The 25,597-nt window shown below is 48.7% G+C and carries 25 protein-coding genes; 4 read left to right on the top strand and 21 right to left on the bottom strand.

Annotated features, from left to right (window positions below; all coding sequences use genetic code 11):
• Position 1: 1 nt before the first annotated feature.
• Positions 2-1,201 (top strand): MFS transporter, encoded by a 1,200-nt coding sequence (locus tag V4U84_RS16435; RefSeq protein WP_334074477.1) that lies wholly within the window; start codon positions 2-4, stop codon positions 1,199-1,201.
• Positions 1,202-1,374: 173 nt separating this feature from the next.
• On the opposite strand, the gene V4U84_RS16430 is transcribed toward V4U84_RS16435, so the two are convergent.
• Genes V4U84_RS16430 through V4U84_RS16415 form a run of 4 tightly spaced genes read right to left on the bottom strand, consistent with a single transcriptional unit; the run spans position 1,375 to position 3,196 of the window.
• The gene (locus tag V4U84_RS16430) at positions 1,375-1,746 is read right to left on the bottom strand and encodes a DUF1304 domain-containing protein (RefSeq protein WP_334074476.1); all 372 of its coding nucleotides are present in this window, start codon (positions 1,744-1,746) and stop codon (positions 1,375-1,377) included.
• Positions 1,747-1,773: 27 nt separating this feature from the next.
• Positions 1,774-2,070, bottom strand: a complete 297-nt coding sequence (locus tag V4U84_RS16425) for a putative quinol monooxygenase (RefSeq protein WP_334074475.1) — start codon at positions 2,068-2,070, stop codon at positions 1,774-1,776.
• A 22-nt stretch (positions 2,071-2,092) separates the two neighbouring features.
• Positions 2,093-2,731 carry a nitroreductase family protein gene (locus V4U84_RS16420; RefSeq protein ID WP_334074474.1) on the bottom strand — a complete coding sequence of 213 codons (639 nt, stop codon included), beginning with the start codon at positions 2,729-2,731 and terminating at the stop codon, positions 2,093-2,095.
• 39 nt (positions 2,732-2,770) lie between these two features.
• On the bottom strand, positions 2,771-3,196 hold the full coding sequence (locus tag V4U84_RS16415; protein ID WP_416367258.1) for a MarR family winged helix-turn-helix transcriptional regulator: 426 nt from the start codon (positions 3,194-3,196) through the stop codon (positions 2,771-2,773).
• Between the two features lie 475 nt (positions 3,197-3,671).
• Between V4U84_RS16415 and V4U84_RS16410 the strand changes: the two genes are divergently transcribed.
• The gene (locus V4U84_RS16410; RefSeq protein WP_334077564.1) at positions 3,672-4,541 is read left to right on the top strand and encodes a GerAB/ArcD/ProY family transporter; all 870 of its coding nucleotides are present in this window, start codon (positions 3,672-3,674) and stop codon (positions 4,539-4,541) included.
• A gap of 168 nt (positions 4,542-4,709) precedes the next feature.
• On the opposite strand, the gene V4U84_RS16405 is transcribed toward V4U84_RS16410, so the two are convergent.
• Both V4U84_RS16405 and V4U84_RS16400 read right to left on the bottom strand, forming a co-directional pair.
• Positions 4,710-5,900, bottom strand: a complete 1,191-nt coding sequence (locus tag V4U84_RS16405; RefSeq protein ID WP_334074472.1) for a Ger(x)C family spore germination protein — start codon at positions 5,898-5,900, stop codon at positions 4,710-4,712.
• Entirely contained in the window at positions 5,897-7,513 is a 1,617-nt protein-coding gene (locus V4U84_RS16400; protein ID WP_334077563.1) for a spore germination protein, read from the bottom strand. Before V4U84_RS16400 ends, V4U84_RS16405 begins: the two co-directional genes overlap by 4 nt.
• A 223-nt stretch (positions 7,514-7,736) precedes the next feature.
• Here V4U84_RS16400 and V4U84_RS16395 point away from each other — a divergent pair, with 223 nt between their 5' ends.
• On the top strand, positions 7,737-9,209 hold the full coding sequence (locus V4U84_RS16395) for a 4-hydroxyphenylacetate 3-hydroxylase family protein (protein ID WP_334077562.1): 1,473 nt from the start codon (positions 7,737-7,739) through the stop codon (positions 9,207-9,209).
• Between the two features lie 21 nt (positions 9,210-9,230).
• Here the strand turns inward: V4U84_RS16395 and V4U84_RS16390 are convergent, their stop codons facing one another.
• From V4U84_RS16390 to V4U84_RS16365, 6 genes are all read right to left on the bottom strand, one after another.
• Complete coding sequence (locus V4U84_RS16390) at positions 9,231-9,866, bottom strand: hypothetical protein (protein WP_334077561.1); 636 nt, start codon at positions 9,864-9,866, stop codon at positions 9,231-9,233.
• Positions 9,802-11,019 (bottom strand): ABC transporter permease, encoded by a 1,218-nt coding sequence (locus V4U84_RS16385; protein ID WP_334077560.1) that lies wholly within the window; start codon positions 11,017-11,019, stop codon positions 9,802-9,804. The genes V4U84_RS16390 and V4U84_RS16385 overlap by 65 nt, the downstream gene beginning before the upstream one ends.
• On the bottom strand, positions 11,016-11,735 hold the full coding sequence (locus tag V4U84_RS16380) for an ABC transporter ATP-binding protein (RefSeq protein ID WP_334074467.1): 720 nt from the start codon (positions 11,733-11,735) through the stop codon (positions 11,016-11,018). The genes V4U84_RS16385 and V4U84_RS16380 overlap by 4 nt, the downstream gene beginning before the upstream one ends.
• A 296-nt stretch (positions 11,736-12,031) precedes the next feature.
• Entirely contained in the window at positions 12,032-12,571 is a 540-nt protein-coding gene (locus V4U84_RS16375; RefSeq protein WP_334077559.1) for an RNA polymerase sigma factor, read from the bottom strand.
• A gap of 159 nt (positions 12,572-12,730) precedes the next feature.
• On the bottom strand, positions 12,731-13,993 hold the full coding sequence (locus tag V4U84_RS16370; RefSeq protein ID WP_334074662.1) for an Nramp family divalent metal transporter: 1,263 nt from the start codon (positions 13,991-13,993) through the stop codon (positions 12,731-12,733).
• Positions 13,994-14,160: 167 nt separating this feature from the next.
• Positions 14,161-15,039, bottom strand: coding sequence for an AraC family transcriptional regulator (locus V4U84_RS16365; RefSeq protein ID WP_334074465.1), 879 nt, complete (start codon positions 15,037-15,039; stop codon positions 14,161-14,163).
• Between the two features lie 136 nt (positions 15,040-15,175).
• Between V4U84_RS16365 and nudK the strand changes: the two genes are divergently transcribed.
• Positions 15,176-16,147, top strand: coding sequence for a GDP-mannose pyrophosphatase NudK (nudK, locus tag V4U84_RS16360; RefSeq protein ID WP_334077558.1), 972 nt, complete (start codon positions 15,176-15,178; stop codon positions 16,145-16,147).
• A 30-nt stretch (positions 16,148-16,177) separates the two neighbouring features.
• Here nudK and V4U84_RS16355 read toward each other — a convergent pair whose 3' ends face one another.
• The 9 genes from V4U84_RS16355 to V4U84_RS16315 all read right to left on the bottom strand — a co-directional run bounded on the left by V4U84_RS16355 (position 16,178) and on the right by V4U84_RS16315 (position 25,567).
• Positions 16,178-16,654, bottom strand: coding sequence for a DMT family transporter (locus tag V4U84_RS16355; RefSeq protein ID WP_334074661.1), 477 nt, complete (start codon positions 16,652-16,654; stop codon positions 16,178-16,180).
• Between the two features lie 17 nt (positions 16,655-16,671).
• On the bottom strand, positions 16,672-17,373 hold the full coding sequence (locus V4U84_RS16350) for a Crp/Fnr family transcriptional regulator (protein ID WP_334077557.1): 702 nt from the start codon (positions 17,371-17,373) through the stop codon (positions 16,672-16,674).
• 25 nt (positions 17,374-17,398) lie between these two features.
• Complete coding sequence (locus tag V4U84_RS16345; protein WP_334074462.1) at positions 17,399-17,824, bottom strand: DMT family transporter; 426 nt, start codon at positions 17,822-17,824, stop codon at positions 17,399-17,401.
• A gap of 77 nt (positions 17,825-17,901) precedes the next feature.
• A complete protein-coding gene (locus tag V4U84_RS16340) occupies positions 17,902-19,095 on the bottom strand; it encodes a bis-aminopropyl spermidine synthase family protein (RefSeq protein ID WP_334077556.1) in 1,194 nt (397 codons plus the stop codon).
• Between the two features lie 453 nt (positions 19,096-19,548).
• Positions 19,549-20,565, bottom strand: coding sequence for a UDP-N-acetylmuramate dehydrogenase (locus V4U84_RS16335; protein WP_334074460.1), 1,017 nt, complete (start codon positions 20,563-20,565; stop codon positions 19,549-19,551).
• A 228-nt stretch (positions 20,566-20,793) separates the two neighbouring features.
• Positions 20,794-21,735: a macrolide 2'-phosphotransferase gene (locus V4U84_RS16330; protein WP_334074459.1), complete on the bottom strand. Its 942-nt coding sequence runs from the start codon at positions 21,733-21,735 to the stop codon at positions 20,794-20,796.
• A 312-nt stretch (positions 21,736-22,047) separates the two neighbouring features.
• The gene (locus V4U84_RS16325; protein ID WP_334077555.1) at positions 22,048-23,226 is read right to left on the bottom strand and encodes an MFS transporter; all 1,179 of its coding nucleotides are present in this window, start codon (positions 23,224-23,226) and stop codon (positions 22,048-22,050) included.
• A gap of 158 nt (positions 23,227-23,384) precedes the next feature.
• Entirely contained in the window at positions 23,385-23,687 is a 303-nt protein-coding gene (locus V4U84_RS16320) for an ArsR/SmtB family transcription factor (protein ID WP_334074457.1), read from the bottom strand.
• A gap of 50 nt (positions 23,688-23,737) precedes the next feature.
• A complete protein-coding gene (locus V4U84_RS16315; RefSeq protein ID WP_334077554.1) occupies positions 23,738-25,567 on the bottom strand; it encodes a UbiD family decarboxylase in 1,830 nt (609 codons plus the stop codon).
• Positions 25,568-25,597: the final 30 nt, after the last annotated feature.

Genomic DNA, 25,597 nt, shown 5'->3' with positions numbered 1-25,597 from the left:
CATGAACAGAATTATCATTCTTTACTTTTTACTTATGTTTCTAATCGGCACGGACACATTTCTGATCTCCCCGCTACTCCCCGTGCTGCGGGAAACTTACGGCATTTCGGTAGCAAGTTCCGGATGGATGATCGGTGCTTATGCGCTCGGATACGCCCTATTCGCCTTGGTAATCGGGCCCCTCTCGGATGGATGGAACCGAAAAAAAGTGATGCTATACGGGATGATCGGCTTCGCCGTATCGACTTTTTTATGCGGAATAGCTCCCAATTTTGCCGTAATGCTGCTGTTCCGCGCTCTTTCCGGCATCTCGGCGGCCGTTGTCACCCCGCAGGTTTGGGCCTCGATCCCTTCCGTCGTCCGTTCTCACCAAATTCTCAGAGCCATGGGAATGGTCACGGGGGGCCTTGCCATTTCCCAAACCCTGGGGGTCCCGGTAGGGGCTTTTATGGCGGCCCGAACCTGGTCGCTCCCTTTCTTTCTCCTGGGTGCCAGCGCCTTGCTGCTTGCTGTTCTGATTCGCTTCTTAGTGCCCGACCTCCCGCCGGGACAGGTGAATCGGCAAGCGTCCGGTCTTCGCTTTCTCCAAAGCTACCGCAGCGTTCTCACAGCTAAAAACGGAAAAATTTCGTTCATCGCCTACTTTGCTTTTCAGCTCGGCAATTTTGCGGCTTTCAGCTTTCTCGGAACCTGGCTCGCTGACGCCTATTCGTTGGACGTTGCGCAAACAGGCCAGGTCATGATGTTTTTGGGACTCGGCAATTTGCTCGGCAGTTTGTTTGGGAGCCAGGCCGTAAAGCGTTTCGGGAAACGCGGGGTGTTGGTGTTTGCTTTGGGCGCGGCAGGCGCATTATATCTCGGTATCTCCGTGTCCCCCTCTCCGTTTTTTGTAAAAGCCGGATTGTTTGCAATCTTCCTTCTCATGGGCACCCTGTTTCCGGTGATGATGGCCGAGCTTCAATCGCTCTCCCATCAAGCCCGGGGCACGATTGCTGCTCTAAGCAATGCCGTCATGTACGGGGCCACGACCGCAGGCTCTTATATCGCTGGCGTCCTGTACGGATGGACGGGCCAATTTATGGCCGTAGCTTCCCTTACGTTGGCTTGCTTTGTGCTTTCACTCGGACTATGGCTAAAAATCGGAAGTCGGGAGGCCCCGGCCCAACAAAATGCCGCACGGGGCCATCTTCGTGAAAATTGAACGGCTTCCTGGCGCCCGTCCGGATACTCTTTAGGAGGCTAAGGGGGGGGGCTTTCTTTCGGTAAGGTGAAAATAAAAATAAGAGCTGCAAGAAAATTACTTTCTCGCAGCTCAAATAAATACAGTTTAACCAGACCCGCGTGTTGCGGAGTCGGAATCTCAACGAGTCTTCGTCACAAGGAAAGCAGGACGAAAATGATCGCCAAAATGGCCGGCATACCTTGTTTTATTAATATTCCCCTGTTTGAGGTAACGGCTCCGAACGCCGCGGCAATGATTACGCAAGCCAAGAAAAACAGCTGGATCGATGTGTTATGAGGTGCCGGCGCAAACAAAACTCCCCAAAACAAACCTGCCGCCAAAAAGCCGTTGTACAACCCTTGGTTGGCAAACAAAGTCCTGACCCTTTGATCTTTAAGGAATTCCTCTGTCAGTCCAAATGTTCTTTGCGCCGCTTTGCTCGTGGAAAAAACCATTTCCAGCAGCATGATATATACATGCTCCACGGCTACAAGCAAAGTAAAAATAACCGCCAATGTTTCCATAAACGCCCCCTTGTCCCAAAGTCTTCTTTAGCTCTTCAAGGGCTGTCCGTCATAAACTTGTATATCCAACGGAGCGGTCAAAAACTCCCTCGCCTTAGCAGCGAATGAAGTAAAATGCGCGCTTGAATTATGAGCATCCACCGCCGCCGCATCTTTCCAAACTTCCACCATCATAAACTTATGTTCCTGTTCCGTATCTTTAAAAAATTGATACGACAGATTTCCTGATTCTCCCCTGGAAGCCTTAACCAACAAACCAACTTCAGCCAAAAAATCGGCTTCCTTCATGGGGTCTACCTGAAATCCGGCATGTATGAGGATCATCTTTACATCTCCCTTTTTCGCTTTATTTCCACTCGGCTACTTTAGCGATCGGCAGGCGGACGGATTGGTATCCTTCGTCGGCCGCTTTCCCGATGGAAAGGAGCATCACCGGCACATAACGTTCTTTATCCAAGCCAAAAGCTTCGGCGATTTGATCTTTTTCGTAGCCGCCCATAGGGCAAGTATCATACCCGTGTGCACGGGCCGCAAGCATAAGCTGCATGGACACCAGGCCGCCGTCAATGAGTACGGTCTCCCTATTGACTTGCGGGTCCAGCTTTGCGAAATGCGCGCTCAGGGCGCTCATTTGTCTTTCTTTTACCTCTAAAGGCATGTATCCCGACTCGACGGCTTTGCTGTAAATCTCCTCACCGTAATCGAAATTGTTCAAATCCCCGAATACGGCGATTACCGCCGACGAGGTGGTCACTTGAGTCTGATTGAAGCGCGCCAGCGGGGCCAGCTTCGCTTTCCCCTCTTCGCTTTCAATGACGAGGAACCGCCACGGCTGCATATTTACGGATGAAGGAGCAGTCGTGGCCTCCGTCAGGATCTCGGTCATTTCTGCTTTGCTGATCTTTACGGATGGGTCGTAGTTGCGGATGGAACGCCGTCCGGTGACAATTTCCTTGAAATCATTGGTTTGTTGCGCATTGGTCATGGTTATCTTCTCCTTTTTAGTCTGTTTCTGTTCGGTTGGTTACATTTCCTTAATCGCAAGTTGAATCCGGTTCAGCAGATCGAGCAGAATTTCCCGTTCTTCCTGAGGAATATCCTTGAGCATGATCTCGACCAAACGCTTCTTTTCCTTTTCAAACGTGCCGATTTTTTGCCGGCTTTGGTCGGTGAGCCGCACTAGCGTGACTCGGTTGTCGCTCTCTTTTTTTCGTCTCGAGATCATGCCGCTCGCTTCAAGCTGTTTTAAATGCCGTGTGATCGCCGCATTATCGATGTTCAGCTCTTTTTGGAGTTCTTGCTGACTCACTTCATCTTCCGTCTGATAAAGATGATGCAACAGCTCAAACCGCGATTGGCTGATGCCTGTGCACTCGGAAAATTTCGAGTTGATCTCTTTACTGAGAAAATGCAGTTTATATAAAATCACGGACTCCATCGAAGAGCACATTATGCTAATTCTCACCTTCTTTAAACGGATTAGTGCTAAAATTGACTTATCAATATTTGATTTATCAATGTTTGATAGGTCAAATATAACGCAGAAAGCATGGAAATGCAAGTTTTTTTGGGGAAGGGGAATACACTATCAAGTGTTTGAAAGTATAGATGGCTTGATTTATGGTGAAAATGACTAGTACTACATAGGACATTCCTATCCTGTTCCTGCAAGTTAAATAAATATTAAAGGATGGAATTCATAAAATGGCGGGTTTTAGCAAAACACAACTTTTCTCGCTGCTAATGCTGTTCGAAATCGGTAGCACCACCCTTTTCGCCAGAGGAATCGAGGCAAAGCAAGATGCGTGGTTGGCGATTCTGATTGCGATGCTCTTAGGTTTTGTTCTTCTCTGGGTCTATACGAAAATTCAAAGCTATTATCCGGAGAAAAACTGGGTTGAAATTCTAAGTACCGTTTTGGGGAAGTGGATTGCGGTCCCTTTGATTTGCCTTTATATACTCTATTTTTTTATATCTCTACGTTTGTACTTAGCGAGTTTGGCGAGCTTATCGTTACGATTTTTCTCCCTACCACCCCGATAGTGGTTGTTCTTGGCCTTTTTATGCTTACCAGCGTTTATGTACTTTGCCTGGGATACGAAGTATTGGCACGTTTAAGCGAATTGATGCTGCCTGTTGTAGTGCTCTTTAATCTGGTGATTTACACACTAATTTACGCTTCGGGGCAAGCTGATTTTTCCCAGTTAAAGCCTGTTTTGGCCAACGGAATCAACCCGGTTCTGCAAGCAACGATCCCTGGCATCGTCAACTTCCCGTTCGGTGAAATCGTGGTGTTTCTCCTATATTGGAGTTTGGTGGATAGGAAGACTTCGATGCGCCCAATATCGTTGGCTGCGATTGGAATATCTGGAGTTTTCATTATTGTTTCGACCATCATGTTGATTTCGGTATTAGGTGTCGAATATGCGTCAAACGCTACCTTTCCATTTTACGATCTGGTTAAAATCGTTAACGTCATGGATATTCTAACCAATCTGGATGTCGTCGTTGTTGTGGTCATGTTTATCGGCGGTTTTTTCAAAATGACCATTTATTTCGGAGGAGGGGTATTGGCAGTCAAGTCATTGTTCAAAATCGGCAATGAGAAGTGGATTATTGTGATCACCGGCATTTGCACGACTTGGTTTACGATCGTTTTCTATAGAAGTTTCCCCTTTCAACGCTGGTCAGGAGAGATAATGGACCGCAATATCCAAACTTTTTTTCAAATCATATGTCCGGCGCTGGTCTTAATGATCCTTTGGGTTAAAAGCAAACTTATCCCTACGAGGTGATACCGCTTGTTCGAATTTCTTCCGATAGACCTTTCTACGTTAAAACAATTGGGCCTCGTGGCAGTCATTCTGATATTTGGAGGCATTTTTTATACAGGGGCCCTCTTGTTGGTTCTTTTTTATCATATCATTCTACTTTTGCTCAAGATGGTCAGGCGGTGAAGAACTCTATTCTTTGGGTTCAAATGGAGATTTTTGTAGTCCGGTTCTTTTGGCATTAATGTTGACCGTTACGGTGTAATCGATATTAGGAAACATGTCGCTCCATTCCCCTTTTATCTCTTTCCACTTCTCGGGATATTTCTTGTTTAACTCGCTTCCAAAACCGAAAATATCGGATTTCACATCTTTTTGCGCCTTTTCCACAGCCGCCTTGATTTCTTTCATTATCACTTTCTTCGTTGCTTTTTCCGTTTGGTCTACAAGTTTAAGTATTTCACTTGGCCGATTCAGCATGCGATAGCTTTGTGTTTCAACGACGGAAATTTCTCCACTGACCTCAATGGCGAAAGTAACCCTGCTGTCGTTTATTTTAGGAATGATCTTTGTATTCGCTCTAAGCACTTCAATCGACATTAGCTTTCCCTCTTCCATAAAAGAAGGGAACGTAACAACTCCGCCTTTCACTTCGTCAAGGATCCAATTCATTCCCTTGGTTTCCATCTCATCAAGATATCCGGCCAACCGATCATTTTTGAAAACCGCTGTCCCCGAAAGCTTAACCCCCTTGGTGGACGACTGTTTTTCCTCGACTTGCAGATTTGATTTTTCAACAATTTTCAATGCGGTCATCACCGGATTGATTCCGTCTCCCAGCGCTTTTTTATAGTAATCGATGATATTGGAATTACTTATCCCCAAGTTATAGCGTTGATTTTGGATCATTTCTTTCAAATAGACAGCCTGGATTCTTTCGATTCCGTTTTTCACTCCCAATATTTCTCGCGCCTGCGCATTGTTTGCCACGCATAGCCAGACGTATCTCGGCATCTCCTTTCCTCGCGCAAAAAAATCAAGAACCGGCATAATCCCTTGTCTGGCAATTCCTTCTCCTATTACAATGACTTTCGTATGGGCGAAAAAAGCTTTACGATCCATTATCTTCACCATGCTTCTGATTGCCTCAAAAATGGTATCACCTTTCCCGGTGACGAGGATTACCGGGGCTTCATCTGTCATTTTTTCTTTTCCTAGTGCGCCGGGCCGTATGACTTGCGCGGTAAGGATTATTTTCCCCGTATCTGGCTCCCTATCTAACCCGATCGACATGACAATGCCGATCTCATCCAATTGTATACCATCCCAACAACCGGTCAAGAGCACAGCAAGGAGCAGCACCACACCCATTTTGCCTTTCAATGGTCGTCACCTTCCTTATTCGGTTTTGAAGGCACCGGCTTCAAGGATATACGCTGTCTCGTCGAATCGCTCCATGTAATGGACCGGGGCCTTGATTTCATTAGCCAATGAGGAGCCCTAATCAAGGAGTCCTTTAATTCGTTCCAAATAATGGGGGCGACCGGCGCTAAATAAGGAGCTCCAAAAGATCTTAAAGAACACATGTGCGCGAGAAGGATAAATGTGCCGATCAAGATTCCGTATACTCCAACGGTGGAAGCCAAGATCAGAATAAAAAACCGGAACAGAACGATCACATTATATAAAGTCGTAACAATAAAACTGGATATGGCGGTGATGGCGATCACGATAACCATCGGGGCGCTGACGACTCCCGCATTGACAGCCGCCTCTCCTATGACCAGCGCCCCGACAATGCTGATGGCTTGTCCGACAGGCCGCGGCATACGCACACCGGCTTCCCTGAGCAATTCAAAAACGATCCCCATAAGCACAGCTTCATATGCTGCCGGAAATGGAGTTCCTTCCAGCGACGCCGCCATCGTGATAAGCATAACTGTCGGAATCATCTCTTGATGGAAACTGCTTATGGCTACATAAAATGCCGGAGTGAAAATAGAAATAGAAAATGCAGCAAACCGGAGCAATCTGATTCCAGATGATAAAAAGGGCAGCGAATAATAATCCTCTGAGTTTTGCAAGTTTTCAACGAACAAGTGGGGTACGGTTAAAACAAACGGAGTGCCATCGCATAAAATGGCTACTCTTCCTTCCAGTAATTTTGCCACTACAATATCGGGCTTTTCGCTATTTCCAACGGTTGCAAATGGAGAGTACGGATGGTCTTTAATAAACTCCTCGATATACCCGGATTCTAAAATGGCGTCCGTATCGATTCGGTTCAGCCTCTGCTTTACTTCCTGAATAATTTGGGGGTTGGCAATTCCATCAAGATATCCGACACAGATCGTTGTACGCGTCTGTTTTCCTAAGACTAAATTTTCAAATATAAGCTGAGGATTTTTAATTTTTCTGCGTATTAAAGAAGTGTTCACCTGTAACACCTCAGTAAATCCTTCTCGTGGCCCTCTAACCACGGATTCCGTTTTAGGCTCCTCAATGCTTCTTGATTCAAAACCTTGCGTACTAATCGTCAGAGCGGAATCGCAGCCATCAATAAATAGGGCGGTTTCACCAGATAAAATGGCATCGATCACTTTATCCATGCAATCCGCTTCTTTTAATTCGGCGGCACTCAAAATGTGATTCTTAAAGACCTTAATCATTCGGGAACTAAATTGGCTGCCGTTCAAGTCAGCCAGCTCTAACGGCTCCATGACCGATTTAATAATATTCTTATTAATAAAGTCTAAATTTACTATTCCATTGATAAAACAAATCAATACTTTTACAGTTTTTTTGGTATTCAGTTCAAATTCCCGGAAAATGACATCATCGCTTTTTCCCAATGTACTCTTAAGATGAGCTTGATTGGCTTCAATGTTCTGTTGAATTCTTATTTGGAGAGGTTCAGTATAGCGCTTATTATCTATTAAAGACGAGGTTTTATAAGATGATTTTTTGAAAATAAATTTAATAAATTTACCAAACATGATAACTTCACCTCAACCGATTTGTTAAGCGAAGTATGTGTAAAAAAATTCAAAAAAATTCAATCCGGCTCACTTCCGGTTGTTAGATGAAGCCTATCAAACTTTGTTTCAAACAGTCGGCAAAAGCACATCACCATTTACGTTAGCCCTGCAATATATATAGTGAGATCATTCCGCGGCGACAAGCGGACGCATTATCATCTTCGTAAAGGAGATTATTCCCATGCCTTTTAAAAACGGTAGGCAATATATCGAACGGATAGACCGGCAGCGCATCAACCTCTGGTATCGCGGTGAACGGGTGTCCGGGCCCCTGTCCGAGCACCCCGCCTTTCGCGGGCTGATTCGCACACAGGCCGACTTGTACGACCTGCAGGGTGACGAGGAATATCTCGACCGGATGACTTATCTTTCCCCGCTGACCGGCGAACGCGTCGGTCTCTCCTACCTGCCTCCGGTCAATGCGGACGATCTGGTTCGCAGAAGGCAAGTGACGGAGATTTGGTCGGGACGGCATCACGGGTTTCTCGGCCGATCCCCCGATTATATGAACACGGCGTTGATGTCCTTTTATACCGCCGCTTCCGCACTCGAACAAAACACGCCGGAATATGCCCGGAATTTAAGAAACTATTACGCTTACTGTCGGGAAAACGATATTACGCTGTCCCATGCCTTTGTGCAGCCCCTGGCAAGCAAATGGTCCGAACCCGCGGACACCGAGGAATCCATTACGGCTAAAGTCATTGAAACGAACGAAAAAGGAATCGTCGTTAGCGGCGCCTTCATCATGGCGACCCAAGGCCCCACCTGCGAAGAAATCATGGTATTCCCCTCCCCCGCCTTTTCGCTGTCGGAGGCCGGGAATCCCACTGCTTTTGCCTTTGCGGTCCCGAACGATCTTGACGGGATCACGTTCATTTGCCGCGAGAGCTATGCCCGCGATTCGGCCTATGACCACCCGCTTAGCAGCAGATTCGAGGAAATGGATACGCTGGTTGTGTTGGACCGGGTGCTTGTCCCGCATGATCGGGTGTTTTTTTACGGGGATGAGGGCATGTTCGACCGATTATTTCGGGAAGGAAACTTCCATGCTTATGCGGGACATCAGATCCTGTCAAGATACATCGCCAAAACCGAATTTTTGCTGGGTCTGATGCTCTCCCTGGCCGAAGAGCAAAACTCGGCAACGGAGTTGACGGCAAAGAGCCTGATCGCCAGAGTGATGATGATGCTGGAGAATCTTCGCGCTTTGAGGCTGACTTCCGAAACAACGGGTTATATGACCCCTAACGGGTACTATGTTCCGGGAAGTTCTCCCTTAATCGCGGCTAATCTTCAATTTCCCGACTACTATGATGAAATGATCCATACCATTCAAAAGCTTAGCGCCAGCAATCTGATTATGAACCCGTTTGAAGCCGATTTGTCATCCCCTCCAAAGAAATATTTGGAGGTTTATTTGAAGGGAATATCGTCTTCTGCCAAAGAGCGGATCGCCTTATTCAGGCTGGCGTGGGAACTGGGGGCGGGCCCTTTCGGGGGCAGGCAAAGCCAGTTCGAGCGCTTTTTCTTCGGCAACGCCAACACGACCGCCAACCGCATGTATCAAAGCTGCCAAAATCAGGAGGACTATAAAGCGCTGGTACATCAGTTGATCGGAAAAGACTTATCACAAGAAAGCGGCTCTACATGAGCCGCTTTCTTGTTGCTGCTATTATCTAATCCTTCTCACCATGCTTCTGTAAACGATCCCTAATGCAAACAGGATCATCCCCCCTGCAAACAGCCAATACTTCTCGATTAAACTTCCTTTTTCCAGTGAAAATAAATAGAAGTTGCCCAGCTTGGCCCCCGAGAATAAATTTAGCATATAATATCCTAGCGGCAGCATATAACCCACAACCATATTGTCGAACAACGAATACGCCGCAAACCCTATGGAACCCAGGAAATAGGCTGTAGCAAAGGTGCCAAAAATAAACGCATCGACAGCAAATTGACAGTCATTCAGCAGCATCACACCGATAAAACCGGTTAAAATAAAAACAAGAGCAACCGTTGCCAGAATAAGTCTTGTTACATAGATTCCGCTTAATGGCGTCAATTTGGACTCAACTACCTCCTTGATGTTGTGATCCTGTTCCGGTGAAAACAAGGGTGTACACAAAACAATGCCGCTTAGGGCCACAAAACGTTCCAGAACAAGGCTGGAGGCAAGACTGTCCAGATTGCGGATGCTGAATACTACAGGAGTAACCGCAACAAGACCCAACGCTAATAACGTATTAGTACGAAGTGTTAGTTTGATTTGCACCCTGGCGATGTCTAAATATTTTCCGGAAATGTCCATGAAAATTCAGCCTACCCCTTCTCTTTAATTCATAAATTAGAATGGTTACACTTACCAAAACAAGAGAAAGCAGCACATATGCCACCCTGTTTATGACAAGAACCTGAATTCCGTCCTTCATCTCCTGCAGATTAAACAATGAATTGTGACGGATGCTCAGTTCAGCCCCATAACCGCCTCCATTCAGACGATTCATGGTCATGAGTAAATCCATATAGCTCCACAAAAACTGCACAGCAATCGCAATGGGAGTGTCCGTGAGCGTTGTCAGCACGAATCCAACCGCGGTTGTTGTCATCAGCGTAGGCAGCAGCCAGGCGATCATATATTTGAGGTAAGCCCACACATCCACGGTCAGGTGCTGGTCCATTCCGTATCCAAGCAGTTGGGTCAGCGGAATTAACGACAATAGAATAAAAGGAAGCAGCATCATCACGATCAAGGCAATATACTTAGTTATAATCAACCGGGTTGAGCTGCATTTTCGGGAATAGAGCAACTCATTCATTCTGGCTCTTCGATCTCTGCTCAAGTAGGCAACCGGGACAAAAATAGAAAACAACGAAACGGTAATCCCCATGTAATCGCAAAACAATCTGGCATAGGCGCCGCTGATTTGATCCTCTTGAATAAAAGTGTTGTATTCAGCCAACTTTTCTTGATAAGTAATCGGAGCTTGGCCAAATGACTTGAGCTTTTCCGGAGCGTATTTTGATCCGCCGCCCAAAATATCATCCACCTCGGCCATCTTCTCTTTAAAAGCGGGATAAGATGCCGGTTCTAATCCGGTGATCTCCTTTAATATCGATGCGATCTTGGTTTGCTCTTCTTGGCTTAATATCACATTTTTATAAAACCCTATAGGGTAGGTTACATATTGATTATCCTCGTATTCCAACACAAGACTATCTATAGCTGCCGGCATAACCTGCTCCGGGATTTCGGCCTCCCGGGTGCCGTAGTTCTCCGTATTGGCCGGAGGTTTCATCAGCGGGTTCTTGCTGTTGTATTCGGATGGGTGTTGTGCCTCCCGGATATCCGAGCCGACGCTGTCCCCAATCTGTGTAACGTTGAACAAAACGATAACGCCAATAAATACAAAATAGATGATGCTTTTGGAGATTTGCCGGCATTCTTGGAGAAGCAGACTCATTGCAGCTGTCCTCCCATCAGATTCATATAGGCGTCCTCAAGATTTTTTTCATTTCCGATAAAATCCTGCAGTAAGCCCTGAAAGATGATTTGCCCCTGATCAAGTACGGCAATCTTTTGGCAGGTCTTTTCAATGTCTTCCACGATGTGGGTGGACAATATAACAATCCGGTTGGCGGCAATTTCGCATAGCAGGTTGCGGAATCGGATCCGCTCTTCCGGATCCAGACCCGCCGTAGGCTCATCCACAATCAAGATGCGGGGATTGTGCAGAAGTGTTTGGGCGATGCCCAGTCTGCGTTTCATCCCTCCCGACAGCGCCTTAACTTTGAGTTTCCGGCAATCGTCAAGATTGACCTTTTGCAGCAGTTCGGGAATTCGCTGGGCTCTCTCCGCTCTGGATAATCCCGATAGCGTGCCCAAGTAATCCATGGCCTTATAGACAGTCATTCCGGGATACAAGGAAAAGTCCTGGGGTAGATATCCAATGAGCTGCCTGATTTCTTTAGCGTGTCCGATAGGAATTCCGCATACGGTAACCGTCCCGCTTGATTTGTTAAGCAAGGTTGCCAGAATTCTCATCAAGGTCGTTTTTCCTGCGCCGTTTTTTCCAAGCAGCCCATACATACCAGGTTCAAGCTGCAATGTGATTCCTTGCAGCGCCTGTTTTTTTCCAAAGTTTTTCGAGAGATTTTCAATGGTTATTTCAGTTCTCACGATCCATTCCCCCTTGAATGAATGAGACGTTTAAAAGAAAAAGCGTCCAGAATATAGCCCAGTATTAGACAACCCCCACCCGTTAGCAGAAGGAGATGGGAAGTCATTGAAGTCATCTTACTAAAGAAAACCAGGACCAAGAACACCAGGCCTAGGGTAATATACAATATTATGCTCTGCAGTACTAAGGAGCGGTGCCTCTTTCTGGCCAACATTTTTTGCTGCTCCTCATACTCGATTTTTGCTATGCTGGCCCACATTTCCGTCAAAAATTCCTGCTCGTTTTTCATTCCTCCTCACCCTCCCCAACCCTCATATTGAGTTTTAAATTTTTTCCTTGCCCTATACAGCAAAATTTTGACCTGCGGCACGGTCTTCTTCATCGTTCTGGCTATATCTTTATAGCTGAAACCAGCTACGGCAAATAGATACAGGGCTGTTCGATAGTCGCCATGCAACTGATTTAAAACTTCAAAAATATGCTGTCGATCTTCTGCACTGCCTACGATTTCTTCTGGCGTATTACTATCGCATACCTTCTCTAAATCTTTCCCACTCAGCTTTTGCAGAGCTTTATTAGCCCTCAAAAAATCAATACAGCTATTGCGGATTACGGTGAACAAATATGTATTAAAAGCATAAGTAGGGCGGTAAGATGATCTTTTGATATAGATTTTCACAAAGCATTCCTGCACGATATCTTCGGCAGCGTACAGATCATGAACAAAGCTATTGGCAAAGGCGATGGCTTTCAGTCTGTACTTAAGCACTAATTTTTCATAAGCCTGTTGATCTCCCGCTTGTACAAGAGCCATTAACTCGTTGTCATCATACAAAATCTCTACCTCCATCCCAGCAATACTTACACGGATTTTGGATAAAAAGGTTACGCCTCTATTAAAAAAATTTGGGCAACTCAAAAAAGCAGGCCAACGATTTCACGTTGTCCTGCCCTTCCACTGATATTTATGCAGCCGTGTGATTTCATACTTTTATCACAGCATCTGCACGATAAGGAACAAATTGAGTCCGACGACCAGCGCGGAAATCATCCACCCCAGTACCGTAGTGATGCGCCGGTTGACCAGCCCGCCCATGATGCTGCGGTTGGCGGTAAATAGGATGAGCGGAATAAGGGCGAAGGCGATGCCGAAGGACAGAACCACCTGGCTCATCACCAAAGCGTCGGTCGGGTTTACGCCCGAGATAATGATCGCGAGCGGCGGTACCGTTGTGATGGCGCGCCGGAGATACAAATTAATCCGCTTGTTGATAAATCCCTGCATGACCACGTCTCCGGCCATCGTTCCCACCGAAGAGCTCGACAGTCCGGCGATGAGCAGGCCGAGACCGAACGAAACGGCGGTAACCGGACCGGACAACTGTCCAAATTGCCGGAAAGCCACGCCCAGGTCCTCGACCACCAACCCGTTCTTGAAGAACAGCCCGGCGGAAACAACAACCATCGCCATATTGACCGCTCCGGCAATAATCATGGCCAGGACGATATCAATGAACTCCAGCTTGAAAATTTTCTTCTTCTCCGCCTCGTTTCTGCCAACAATGCGGTTTTGCGTTAGCGAAGAATGCAGATAAATGGCGTGCGGCATGACGGTAGCTCCAAGTATGCCCGCAGCAAGCATTACGCTGTCGATTCCGTCAAACCGGGGGGTGACCACGCCGGCGGCAACCGCGGCGAAATCCGGCTTGGCGACGATTACCTGAAAGGCGAAGGCCAATACGACGATCAGCACCATCGCGGCGATACCGGCCTCAAGCGAGCGATATCCCCTCCGCTGCAGTTCCAGGATAGCAAAGGAACCGATGGCGGTGATAATGGCGGACGGCAGCATCGGAATGCCGAATAGCAAGTACAGCCCCAGAGCCGCCCCGATAAACTCGGCCAGATCGGTCGCGATGATGACCAGTTCGCTCTGAATCCATAAGAAGATCGATACGCCCTTCGGAAACCGGTCGTGTGCGACCTCCGGCAAATTTTTGCCGGTGGCGATGCCCAGCTTCGCCGATAGCGTTTGAATCAGAACCGCCATGAGATTCGAAGCCGCGATGACCCATAGAAGCAGGTAACCGTATTTGGAGCCTGCGGTAATATTGGTGGCGAAATTGCCGGGATCGAGATAGGCGACCGCTGCGATAAAGGCCGGACCCAAAAACGGCAGCAGGCGCTTCATTCCCTTCGCTTCACCGTTTAAAGCGGCATTTGCCGCTGCGGGCAAGGCCGTTCCTCTATGATCCATTTTTTTTGTTTGTTCATGTACGACACCTTGTTCCATCATGTCGATCCCTCCTTATGCACAGGTTAAAGTTGTCTTCAACCAGTAAAGTTTCCTTAGTGCAACTTTATATCATGAGTATATTCCTCCTAATGAAAAATGTAAACAATATTTTCGAAAATGGCACGAATCTATTCAATAATTACGGTCTTATACGGGTATTCCAGTTCTTTCTTCCGGTATTCCAGAGGGGACATTCCGAAGTAATCCCGGAACACCTTTCCAAAATAGCTTTGGGAATCGAAACCGCATTCCGCGGCGATTTGATGAACCGCATGATCCGTAACGCGGAGCGCGGCCGCCGCTTGCTCGATCCGTCTCCGCCTTACGAATTCCATAGGCGAATAACCAAGATTTCTCTGAAATAAGCGGCATAGATAATGTTTGGAAATCCCCGTATGATCCGCAATGTCTTCCAGGGTTAACGGTTCTGTAAAATGCCGTTTAATAAATTCCTCGGCTGTTACAAACGCAGGGAGCACGCGATCCGTCTCCCTTTCTTTCTCGTTCTCGTAGGCTTGCATGGCTACGATCCATTCGTACACCTTGGTTGATATTCGATAATGGCTCCGCAAGTTTCCTATGGCAATTTCGCGGTATAGGCTCCAGAACAAGCGCAGCGGAGGCGATTCCGGCTGCAGTTTGATCAAGGCCCCCTCCTCACCGCATAACCGATCCGCGAACCGATGAGCGTCTTCCCCTTTCACGTTCATCCAAATAAACTCCCAAGGCTCCTTCACCGAGGCCTCATAGTAGTAACGGGCTTCGCTCGGCACTTTGACCAAAAAGCCCGTCCCGGCCGGAAGCCGCAGCTCCTTCCCATTCAAGATGACTCTGCCTTCCCCGGAAAGCGTAAATTGAAATATAAAATGTCCCTGGTCCGCACGACGGGAAACATCAAAATCGTATTTTTCCGTCGCTTTACGGTCCCAACCGATCGAAGATAAAGTAGCGAATGGAAACGGCTTTTCATCCGCCGTTCGGAAATAAAAGGATGAAGGTGATAGCATCTTTTCGTCACCCGCCTTGGAGATGAGGTCAATTTTGCGACAATTCTGTTCAATATATTAAGATTGTTCATCCTCATGCCTCTTGCTAGTATAGATAGCAGCACAATGAGACAACATCACTTTATGGAGGATCGATATGAATTCAAATGTACGGCTGATTCACGAACAGATTTTATCCGACAATTGGTATGTACTGAAGAAGATCACGTTTGAAACCCAAAATCAAGACGGAAGCTGGACCGCACAATCCCGGGAAGCTTACGACCGCGGGAATGGAGCTGCCATACTCCTGTTTAACCAGGCTAAAGGGACGGTGATCTTGACCCGGCAGTTCCGGATGCCGACCTACATCAACGGCAATGACACCGGAATGCTGATTGAGGTCTGCGCGGGTCTCTTGGATCGTGAAAGTCCCGAGAACGCCATTATTCGGGAAACCGAGGAAGAAACCGGGTACCGGGTTTCCAATGTGCAGAAGGTGTTTGAGGCCTATATGTCGCCCGGCTCCGTTACCGAAATTCTGCATTTTTATATTGCCGAGTACTCCGATGACATGCGTACAGGTGCAGGCGGCGGACTGGCCCACGAGCAAGAGAATATAGAAGTTCTGGAGATTCCTTTCAGCGAAGCGCTGAACATGATGGCGTCCGGGGACATCAGGGATGCCAAAACGATCATGCTCCTTCAATATGCGGTAACGGAAGGGCTGATTCGGCCGAAGACTCCGGAACCTGAATTAACCAAGCCATCTCTGCATATTTTGATCGCGGGCCCTTACCGCTCGGGGACGAATGATGATCCCGCGCTCATTTCGCGCAACGTACGGTTAATGCAGGCATTCGCCTCCAAAATTTACGAAATGGGCCATTTGCCTGTCCTGGGCGAGTGGTACGCTCTGCCGCTCATAGAAACGGCGGGATCCACCCGAATCGGGGACGACATATTCAACCGGATTTTCCATCCTTCCGCGGTTCGTCTCCTCGATCACATTGACGCGGTTTTGCGGGTCGGCGGTCCCTCCCAGGGTGCCGATGAAATGGTCAACACGGCCAGACGCAAAGGAAAAGACGTCTATTACGAGCTTCAAGAGATTCCGCCGGCTCGCTGATACGGATACGGCCTTGTTGTTTCTTCCCGCTTAAGCTTCCTCTCTCCGAGCCATCGCCGTCCGTACTTCACGCACACCGCCGAACTTGAACAGCAAGATTCCGCCTACGATGACAAGCACGCCCACAAGCTGCTTCAGTGTAAAAGGCACGACCTCCAGTCCCAGCAAGCCGAAAGAATCCCATAACAAAGCGAAAAAAAGTTGGGAACACATCACGACAGCGATGGTATAGGTCGGACCGAGCAGCTTCATGGCGTTCACCATACAAACGACTACTCCGACCCCTACGATGCCGCTGAACCAGAACCACAGCTCCATATGCTCCAAGTGAAACAACCGCTTTCCTTCAACCGCCAGTCCGATCAGGAATGAGGCCAGGAATCCGAGGCCCAAAACCAAGGTGGTTGTCGGCCAAGAACCTGCGCGTTCATTGACCCTGCTGTTAAATATATTTTGCAGCCCCACTAAAGAGCCGGCGAGAAGCGCCAACAACAATCCGATCATCATCATGAAAAGCTCCCTTATTAGTATTCGTAAATATTCCGGATCGCCAGTTTGCTCAAACCATCCGGATTTTTCACGACGATGCCGCCCTTTTTTCGTTCAAGGAGGCCGTTGGAACAAAATTGCAGCACGATTCGATTCAAATGTCGGTAACTGACCCCGATTAAATTGGCCACATCCTTAAGCTCTGCCGTACTAAGCAGTCCCGGTACCGGGTTATGAGACTCGTCGGAGGACACGGCCAGCAGATAACTGGCCAAACGAACATCGACGGTATACATCATGTTAAGGCTGATGGAGTTCGACTTCAGGTAAAATTTCTTCGTGATCACGTTCAGCAAAAACTGCAACAAAGGCGCGTGTTCCCGACCATGCTTCCTGAGAATCCGGTAGGGCACCGCGATCATATGGACGCCGGTAGCCGCCTCCACCGTATTCAAAATATCCGTATCCTGAACGTACTCAATATCCCCGACGAGCTCAAGCGCGGTTTTAAAAGAGATCACCAGCGTTTTCCCTTCGGCGTTGGTCATGAATACCTTCAGCTTGCCCTTGACGAGAATATATAGAAATTCCGGACTTTCGCCTTGGGAGCAGATCAGTTCCCCGCGGTCATACGCGTACAGGGCCATATGAGGTCTGATTTTTTCATAAAAAACGGACCCCAGCTCGTAGTCCCGAAGATAGGTTTCCAATAAGGCAGGATCCTTGATTTCTTTCATCGCTCACCACTCCTAAGCGTTCCGCTTAAAATTTCAATATGACGATGCCGATCACCATCAAGGCAATCCCAATAAATTGCGGCAGGCGCATTTTCTGCTTGACCACGCCGAACCAGCCATTAATGTCGACGAGGAAGGTCAGACTAAGCTGGGCGATCAATACGGCCGCAACTGTCAGCGTAACCCCCACATGGTGTATGGCCGTCATGTTGCTGGAAATAATGATCGCGGCCAAAGCTCCGCTGGTTAAATACACGGGTTTGACCTCTTTAAATCCCCGCCATCTCTTTTCTTTCACAAATAGAAGAATCAACAGCGCCGTCACAAAACCGGTAAACTGCGTAATCGTCGCCGCTTGCCAGGTGCCGATTCCTTCGCTGATCCGGGAATTGGCCACCCCCTGCAAAGTGACGAAAAACCCGGCCATAAACGCAAACAAGAGCCCTTTCATCTTTTTTTCTCTCCCCATTCCTTATTGATATTCCTTATTAAAAGGGATCTACAGGATTTTGGGAAGGACATATGTCCTCAACTTTCGGATGGAGAGCTTGGGCCCTGTTTCACCTTGCGGATGAGTTCAAAGGTAGAGCAGCCGCATTTCGGGCAGCCTTTATTTTTGAGCAGCTCAATCGTCGCGGTTTCGCCCCGTTCCCCTACCTTCACCTGGGTCATGCATCGTTTGCACTGATAGGTGCGGAGCGTTCGGTTTACCTCGCCGGTATACATCTCGTCTTTGAAGCTGTCCATAACCTCCGGTGCACTCTGATCGGTTGTGCGCAGCACGAACATCTGGCTCCGGTTGGCGATCGATTCGGCCCCTTCATAGACGTTGAAATGAGGATAATTGGCGCATACGGTCAGCCCCATGTTAACGAAGGCGCGCTGCATCGCCAAGGTGAACCCGGGCGGTTTATGGGCGAAGGACAAAAAGATCGGCAGCCCGCTTTCATTGCGAAGCGCACTAAGCCCCCGGGAAAGAAACAGCGACATCCCTTGCAGGGTATAGGGCGGATCCGTAAAAAAGCAGTCATACCCGTTCAGCATATCGCCAGGCAAGGGTTCGCGCAAATCCCAAAGTCTGCACCGGATAGGCAATTGATAAGCCGCCGCCAATTCCTCGATATAGTTCAGAAATCTTGGGTCGATATCCACGACCTCGATTTCGGTGGCCCGGTGATCCGAACCCGGAAAAAGACGTTTCAGCAAAAAACCGGCCGAAACGCTGACAAGATCGTCATCGCCTACGCAGAGTATCTTTTTGCCGATAAAAGCTCGCTCCCGGAGACACAGAACCGCCCGCTTCAAGCTCGTTTCCGGCGTACACTTGGCCTGGTCCAGTTGGACATTGGCCTGAGGCCTTGCAGCATAGCAATCCGCTAACTCGACAAGTATGCTTTGAACCTCTCTTTTCCAATCCGCCGATCCTTCGGCAACAAGCTGATGATAAAGGGATTTATCCAGCCCCCGATATCCCCAGTGCCTTTCGACCCAGGCTTCTCCCCTAGGCGTACAGCGGACACCGCGGTCCTGCGCCAAGGCGCCGGCCTGGATAAATTCTCTTTTGACAGCGGCCGTCAAAGGGACCGGCAGGCAGCATTTTATGGCCAAAGCTTTGGTGGAAATACCCGGGCTAAGATAGCATTCCAGCAACACCCTTTCCAAGGCGACCGTCCCTTCCTGCGGCTGAATCCGTTCATATACTTGTTCAATCAAGGTCTTCATCCCATCGCTCCCTTTTTCTATATCTTCTTTCATCTGCCGGATTAACGGGGCGTACAATTTGTTTCATTCCGATCACTCCTTAGTTCAAAATAAATAAAGAGCGGTCCATGAACATACGTTCACGCCCGCTCTTTTTGCAATGTCCCTACATGCCTCTAAACGAAAAAATCCGCGCTGAACTCAGCACGGATATACGTTGGGCGTATCGAGACGACTCCAAATTCGGAGGGTATCCGCTGTTCTTAACTAATCCATAAGCCGTCATTGCCCGCATATAAACAACCCTTCTGAACAGACATCAGAAAGAAAACGGGACAAATAAAGCCTATTTATGGAATTATCTTAGTTAAGAACGACTCCAGACATAAAAACTTCTCCTTCTTGGAAGATAGTTACATGTTATTATAGCCGATCAGCTATGTCAACCACGGTCCAGGAAAATCCTCACACGGGTTATGACGGGACGACAACCAGCTCGGGCTCCGGGACAAACCCGTAATGCCGCTCAAAGGCATCCTGCACTTTATGGATCAGGTATAGAATATCCTCCGCTTTGGCGCCCCCCCTGTTCTGAATCACATTGCCGTGTACGGGAGAGATCATGGCGTTTCCGTACTGCAATCCTCGAAGATTGAGCCGGTCCGCCAGCTTGCCGATCGGTTCTCCGATGTCATAATTGTTCTTGAATACGGATCCGCAAGAAGGATAGTCGAAATGATGTTTCCCCGTCCGGTCGTCAATGACGCCCCGCATCCTGGTGAGCGGCCGCCCTAGCCGGGACTCCAGGCGATCCAACTCGTCGGCATAAAATCCGTAAAATTCCGGCAGACTGGAAATGGCCGTTTTATCCCGGTCCAATCGGGCAAGAAAAGGGTTCAACCCATGCGGATTTGCCGGGAACTGCTTAAACTTTAAATGCGCTCCGGTAATGAACCAGTTCTTTTTCTGAAAAATCGAATGTTTGTACCTGAATTCACATTGATCTGCGGTTATCGATTGAATACCTTGGCGCGGATCGTCCAAATTCACATAGTAGATGGTATCCAAAAAATCGCTGATATGGTGTTCAAAATATTTAGCGTTCATATAAATCCCGCCGCCCAGCGTTCCCGGCAGCAAATAGCAGAAATCGAAATCACCGGTGCCGATCTCGGCGCCGACAAGCGCCAGCAAGGACATTGGCGTCCCCGCCGACACGAACATTCGATCCCCGCTCAACGAAAGTTCACGATGGGATCTCGTCGAGATGAATAAAGATTCCCGGCTTGGCTGGTCGGGAAACAACAAATTGGATCCCATGCCGAAGAAGACGGGGTTCAGACCATGCGATCGTGCCGCCTCCAAAACTTCGCGGATGTCGTCCTCGGTCTGCGGCAGAGCCAAAAATGTTGCGGTTCCTCCGATCTCATACGTGGAATATCGGGATAAAGGCTGGTCCCTGAGAAGACAGGCCAGATCCAGGGTTGTCATGTGAAGCTCCTTCCTTATGCTCTTGCCGTCAAACAAAAAAGCACACATCATATACGTTCATGTATATTATGTGTGCTCTAAAGGCGAGATGCAACACCAGGGCCGTACCTAAATTCCGGATTCCGAAGCAGCTTTCTTACAGAAAGCTTGTAGCTTCTCCAGAATCATTTCACACTCTTGCCTATTGGTAATTCTTTGGTTCAACCTATATAGAAAGTAATTTGCCGCTTAATCGGCTTTCCAGTTGGTCAGCATCCCTGCGGCCATCTCCATGTCTTGTTCTCTCCCCGTCGTCAGCGCAAATTTTGCGACCAGTGCGGGGTAAGCCGCCCACTGCTCGGCGATATGCTCAGACATGCGGGGCCAAGTTCGGCCACCGTACCGTTCATAGCGCCCCAGCAAATCTTCAAGTCCTTCACGTCCGAACAGCGCATAATAAATCGTAAAATCCTTTCCCGGGTCGGCGACTTCCGCTTCGGTCCAGTCAATCAGACCGGTCACGCGCTGATTTTCATCAACCAAAATATGAGGCGGATGCAAGTCACCGTGAATCAGAACCGAGAAGTCCGGCCAGTAACTGTCCGTGGAGAGCCACCGCTTCCATCGGGTTTCTAAAGGTTCAGGTACGGTAAAATGAGCGGATATTTCCCGAATATGATCCGCAAAACCTTGTCTCGCTTCCTGCGGCGTCTTGACCCGCAAGCCGGCCGCGGCGGCAGCTTCCCGATCAATCCGGTGAAGATCGGCAAGCGCGCCGGCAAGGGAGTCGAAAAATGAATCCGTGAGCTGATCCTGTTCAAAAGCCCAGGCATACCCTCCGGCGACCGGATCGACGGCGGCGACCGGATTTCCCGGAAGCAGCGGATAAGCGATCAACTCCGGGCTGAACATCCGCCAGTCGGGCACGGCCACGGACAGCTTGCTATGAAGCAGGTTCAACACGTTTCGTTCGTTGACCGCCCTCTCCCAGACATCCTCTCGTCTGGGCTTTCGAAGCACCCAAGTACGGCCAGTGTTCACGTCTTTTGCGAAGCCGACCAAAAAGTCCATTCCTGTTTCATTCAGTTCCAGACTCTTCCGTTCAAGATTTAACCCATGCCGCCGAGCATCCGAGATCAGTTGCGCTTCGGCATTCTCATTGCTGATACCATTTGAATTTGAATATGTCATAGATCGACCACTCCTCTTTGCTGAAAATAAAAAACACAGGCAGTTCTCTGCCTGTGACGGTATCGAAAAAGAAATGGCTTCACAGAACCAAATTATTAAGGGCAAAAAAATCACATAAAATGCACCTTAACAATAACGGTTTGAAGACACTCGCGGATAGACATACCTCTCCCGATTTCCTGCACACAGGCAGAACGAATACAGCTTGATGAATTCATTGCCGTCTCAATCGGGAATAATCTATCACACGAAAGCCTCCTTTCATTAGGTTGCGTAATCATATCACAGATAATAGCCTGTGGCAATCCAAATTTACCCTTTCGCCATATCCATTTTTTCCTTGGATTTTACATCCGCCCGTAAACTTCCCCATGCGGCAAAAATGGCGAGTAAGACGCCGAGCGCACCAATCCACGTTACCGAAGCCAATGAAATATACTTGATGGCCAAGCCGCCGACTCCCGCCCCGGCAGCCATGGCTAATTGCATCATCGACTGGTTCAAGCCTAACAGCACACCGGAGGCTTCGGGTTCCATCGTCGCCATATGGTATTGCTGGGTCGGACCCGTCGACCAGGCGGCGAAAGACCAAAAAATCAGGAGAAGGAACACACCGGTTACCGTTCCGGCTATCATCGACAATAAGATCAACATTAAAATATGGAGGAGCATCCCCCCGGCCAAAGTGACGTTAACTCCCCAACGGTCCGTACTGAATCCCCCGAATTTGGAACCGGCTAGACTGGCCAATCCGAAAGCGAGCAGTAAAGGACTGAGCAGGTTTCCGGCTATTCCCGAGACTTGAAGCAGATAAGGAGAGAGATAGGTATAAGCGATGGAGTACCCACCCAGCCAGAAAAAGGAGATCGACAGCCCCAGAGCGACGTTCCGCTTCTTCAGGAGAGACAACTGTTGGATCAGGGGGACCGGTTTATCCCCTTCAATGCGGTCGAGGGTTCGCCAAAGCACCAGGATGGCCAAAACGCCTATGACGGCAATTCCACCAAAAACGGTCTTCCATCCCATCGTATCGGCGACGATACGACCCAAAGGTACCCCGATAATAAGCGAAGCCGTGAAGCCCATGATGACGGTCGCAATGGCGCTGCCCTGCTTGCCGGCAGGCGCTATTTTGGCCGCGATATTGAGCGCGGTGACGACCACGGTCCCCGCTCCAAGCGCCATGATGGCGCGGGCAAGCACAAACAATCCATAGCCTGGAAGCAAAAAGGCAAGTACGTTTGCCGCAACGAACAAACCTAGTCCGTAGAGAATCAATTTCTTGCGGTCCATTCGCGAGGTTACAGCCATAACAATGGGGGTCCCCAGAGCGTAGACCAGCGAAAAAATCGTAATGAGCTGGCCGGCGGCCGAAATAGTAATCCCAAGATCCTCGGCGATTTTATCCAGTATACCCGAGATCACATATTCCGAAGTCCCGACTAAGAAACTAACGATAGCGAGCACGTAAACTTTCCAGGTATTTTGCATGAGGTTCACTCCTATTCTGTTACATGATTTAAAATCTATATCAAGACATTTCGCGATATAACGATATGTTAAAGAAAAAAATATATATCGCGAATTGTCGAATTGTATTTGAAAAAATGAATCCTGAGCCTTTCCATCACTGCTCAGGATCCGTGGTCTCAAATTTCCTTCTTCAAATATTCCGCAATTTCCGCGATCGCCGACTCGTCCCTCCGATAATAAGTGAACTTGCCGATCCTTTGCGTTTTGATCAGTCCGGCTCGCTGTAAAATCGTCAAATACTGCGAAGCTGTAGATTGCGTCATATTTAATTTGTCGGTGATTTGGGAAACGCACACTCCAATTTCGTTCATGTCAATGCCTTCATGCGGCTTAAAGTGAAGATCGGGTTGTTTCAGCCAGTACAGGATTTGCAATCTCGACTCATTCGACAACGCTTTAAAAACTTCAATTGGTTTCATGAATATTATTATATCGATAATTTGCGATATGTCAATTACTGATCCGGAGATTATAATTTAATTCCGCTAAGACTTCCGCCTTGAGCAAATAATCGGTCAATTCTCTTTTCCACGGCCGTATCCGGTACGAGCGGCGGAGCCTGGTGCGGTTTGGAGCGCGCATCAATGATGACGTTGTCGCAGCCCCAATGCTTGTTGTCATAGAAGCTGTTTACGCCATGAATATCATGAGACGGATTGCTGCGCGTAAAGGTCGCCCAGAGGAAGTTCCTCAGGTTGGCACTTACGAAAGAACTGTCGTCACACAGGATAATCATCGGGCAAGAAGAAAGCTCCCCTTTTCCGGAGATCGCTTGCGTCAATATCTCCAGCTGTTTTTGCGCCTCCGGGTAACTTTCGAATCGCGGTCCTTGAATCGCTACGATTCCCGGCATGATGAGCTGGGGATTTTCAAAGTCCCGAATCTGCTTCAGCGAGTCCGGCACCTCCCTGCACAATTCCCTCTTCTTGTCCCCATAAGCCGCAAAAACCACTTTACTGCCGCTGTTCAAGCCGGTTCCGGAGTAATCGAGCGTATCGATCGTCGTCTGGGTTTGAAAATGAATATCCCGGTGCAGGTCGATCCGCTCCAAAATATAAGTCAGGAACTCCACTTCCCGGTGTGTATCGAGCGGCATCTTGTCCTCGGCCGTAATAAACAAATATTTCGCCAGGCTTAATTGACCGGTGCCGAGTACCCGGTTGGCGATCGTCAGCAGCTCCGCCGGCCGTTTTGCGTCTTGATAGGGCGTATATCGTTCACTGCCGATGGCGAACAGCAGCGGGTGTACCCCCGCCGCATCCACGGCATGAACTTCTTTGACGCCCGGGATTTCCTGGCGCACCGCGTCGCCGGTCAGTTCATGGATCAACTCGCCAAACGCGGTATCCTCCTGCGGCGGCCGGCCGACTACGGTGAACGGCCAAATCGCGTTCGTTCTGGCGTACACTTTGTGCACTTTCATCACCGGGAACGGATGTACCAGGCTATAGTAACCCAAATGATCGCCGAACGGTCCCTCCGGCTTGGTCTCACCTGGGTAAATCTCGCCAGTGATCACGAAATCGGCCTCATTGCTGATGCAGTACCCGTCCACATAGCTGTACCGGAATCTCCGGCCGCTTAACATCCCTGCTACCGTGAGCTCGCTAAGTCCTTCCGGCAACGGCATGACGGCAGAGAGCGTATGTGCGGGCGGTCCCCCGACGAAGATACTGACTTTTAACGGTTGTCCGAGTTGGTTCGCTTTGTCCTGATGAATGCCAATTCCCCTGTGGATTTGGTAGTGAACGCCCACCTCGCGGTCCGGCTCGTACGAATTTCCGTTAAGCTGGATCCGGTACATCCCCAAATTCGAATTCATGATGCCCGGTTTGCCGGGATCTTCCGTATAAACCTGCGGCAGAGTTACAAAAGCCCCGCCGTCCATCGGCCAATGATGAATTAACGGCAGGTCCGAAATCCGGATTTCCCGCGAGGTTACCGGACGGTTTCCTCCCTTCATGGGCAGGGCTTTCAACGCCGCCCAACCGGTTCCGATGCTTTTGAAGGGGGTTTTCAGGGCAGCCAGGGGGTTGCTCTTCAAAGCGATAATATTCTGCGTGTTGTTCCAGGTTTTGCGGAAAATGAATTTGCTGCGCTCCAAGGTGCCGAAAAGATTGGAAGCGGCCCTGAACTTGGATCCTTTGACGCGCTCAAACAACAAGGCGGGTCCACCTGCCTCATAAACGCGCAGGTGGATTGCCGCCATCTCAAGATAAGGGTCCACTTCCTCGCGAACCCGGATTAAATGCCCATGCTTTTCCAAATCCAAAATACACTCTTCCAAATTGCGATACATAACGGGATTACTCCATTCTAGTCGATGTTA

This window comes from Paenibacillus sanfengchensis, assembly GCF_036864765.1.
GTDB lineage: Bacteria > Bacillota > Bacilli > Paenibacillales > Paenibacillaceae > Fontibacillus > Fontibacillus sanfengchensis.
This window is presented reverse-complemented; position numbering and strand designations above follow the sequence as displayed.

Excerpts from the sequence above, each read along its gene's own strand:
- V4U84_RS16435 (WP_334074477.1), top strand. The coding sequence starts at position 2 with ATGAACAGAATTATCATTCTTTACTTTTTACTTATGTTTCTAATCGGC.
- V4U84_RS16430 (WP_334074476.1), bottom strand. The coding sequence starts at position 1,746 with ATGGAAACATTGGCGGTTATTTTTACTTTGCTTGTAGCCGTGGAGCAT.
- V4U84_RS16425 (WP_334074475.1), bottom strand. The coding sequence starts at position 2,070 with ATGATCCTCATACATGCCGGATTTCAGGTAGACCCCATGAAGGAAGCC.
- V4U84_RS16420 (WP_334074474.1), bottom strand. The coding sequence starts at position 2,731 with ATGACCAATGCGCAACAAACCAATGATTTCAAGGAAATTGTCACCGGA.
- V4U84_RS16415 (WP_416367258.1), bottom strand. The coding sequence starts at position 3,196 with ATGTGCTCTTCGATGGAGTCCGTGATTTTATATAAACTGCATTTTCTC.
- V4U84_RS16400 (WP_334077563.1), bottom strand. The coding sequence starts at position 7,513 with ATGTTTGGTAAATTTATTAAATTTATTTTCAAAAAATCATCTTATAAA.
- V4U84_RS16395 (WP_334077562.1), top strand. The coding sequence starts at position 7,737 with ATGCCTTTTAAAAACGGTAGGCAATATATCGAACGGATAGACCGGCAG.
- V4U84_RS16390 (WP_334077561.1), bottom strand. The coding sequence starts at position 9,866 with ATGGACATTTCCGGAAAATATTTAGACATCGCCAGGGTGCAAATCAAA.
- V4U84_RS16385 (WP_334077560.1), bottom strand. The coding sequence starts at position 11,019 with ATGAGTCTGCTTCTCCAAGAATGCCGGCAAATCTCCAAAAGCATCATC.
- V4U84_RS16370 (WP_334074662.1), bottom strand. The coding sequence starts at position 13,993 with ATGGATCATAGAGGAACGGCCTTGCCCGCAGCGGCAAATGCCGCTTTA.
- V4U84_RS16365 (WP_334074465.1), bottom strand. The coding sequence starts at position 15,039 with ATGCTATCACCTTCATCCTTTTATTTCCGAACGGCGGATGAAAAGCCG.
- nudK (WP_334077558.1), top strand. The coding sequence starts at position 15,176 with ATGAATTCAAATGTACGGCTGATTCACGAACAGATTTTATCCGACAAT.
- V4U84_RS16355 (WP_334074661.1), bottom strand. The coding sequence starts at position 16,654 with ATGATGATCGGATTGTTGTTGGCGCTTCTCGCCGGCTCTTTAGTGGGG.
- V4U84_RS16350 (WP_334077557.1), bottom strand. The coding sequence starts at position 17,373 with ATGAAAGAAATCAAGGATCCTGCCTTATTGGAAACCTATCTTCGGGAC.
- V4U84_RS16345 (WP_334074462.1), bottom strand. The coding sequence starts at position 17,824 with ATGAAAGGGCTCTTGTTTGCGTTTATGGCCGGGTTTTTCGTCACTTTG.
- V4U84_RS16340 (WP_334077556.1), bottom strand. The coding sequence starts at position 19,095 with ATGAAGACCTTGATTGAACAAGTATATGAACGGATTCAGCCGCAGGAA.
- V4U84_RS16335 (WP_334074460.1), bottom strand. The coding sequence starts at position 20,565 with ATGACAACCCTGGATCTGGCCTGTCTTCTCAGGGACCAGCCTTTATCC.
- V4U84_RS16330 (WP_334074459.1), bottom strand. The coding sequence starts at position 21,735 with ATGACATATTCAAATTCAAATGGTATCAGCAATGAGAATGCCGAAGCG.
- V4U84_RS16325 (WP_334077555.1), bottom strand. The coding sequence starts at position 23,226 with ATGCAAAATACCTGGAAAGTTTACGTGCTCGCTATCGTTAGTTTCTTA.
- V4U84_RS16320 (WP_334074457.1), bottom strand. The coding sequence starts at position 23,687 with ATGAAACCAATTGAAGTTTTTAAAGCGTTGTCGAATGAGTCGAGATTG.
- V4U84_RS16315 (WP_334077554.1), bottom strand. The coding sequence starts at position 25,567 with ATGTATCGCAATTTGGAAGAGTGTATTTTGGATTTGGAAAAGCATGGG.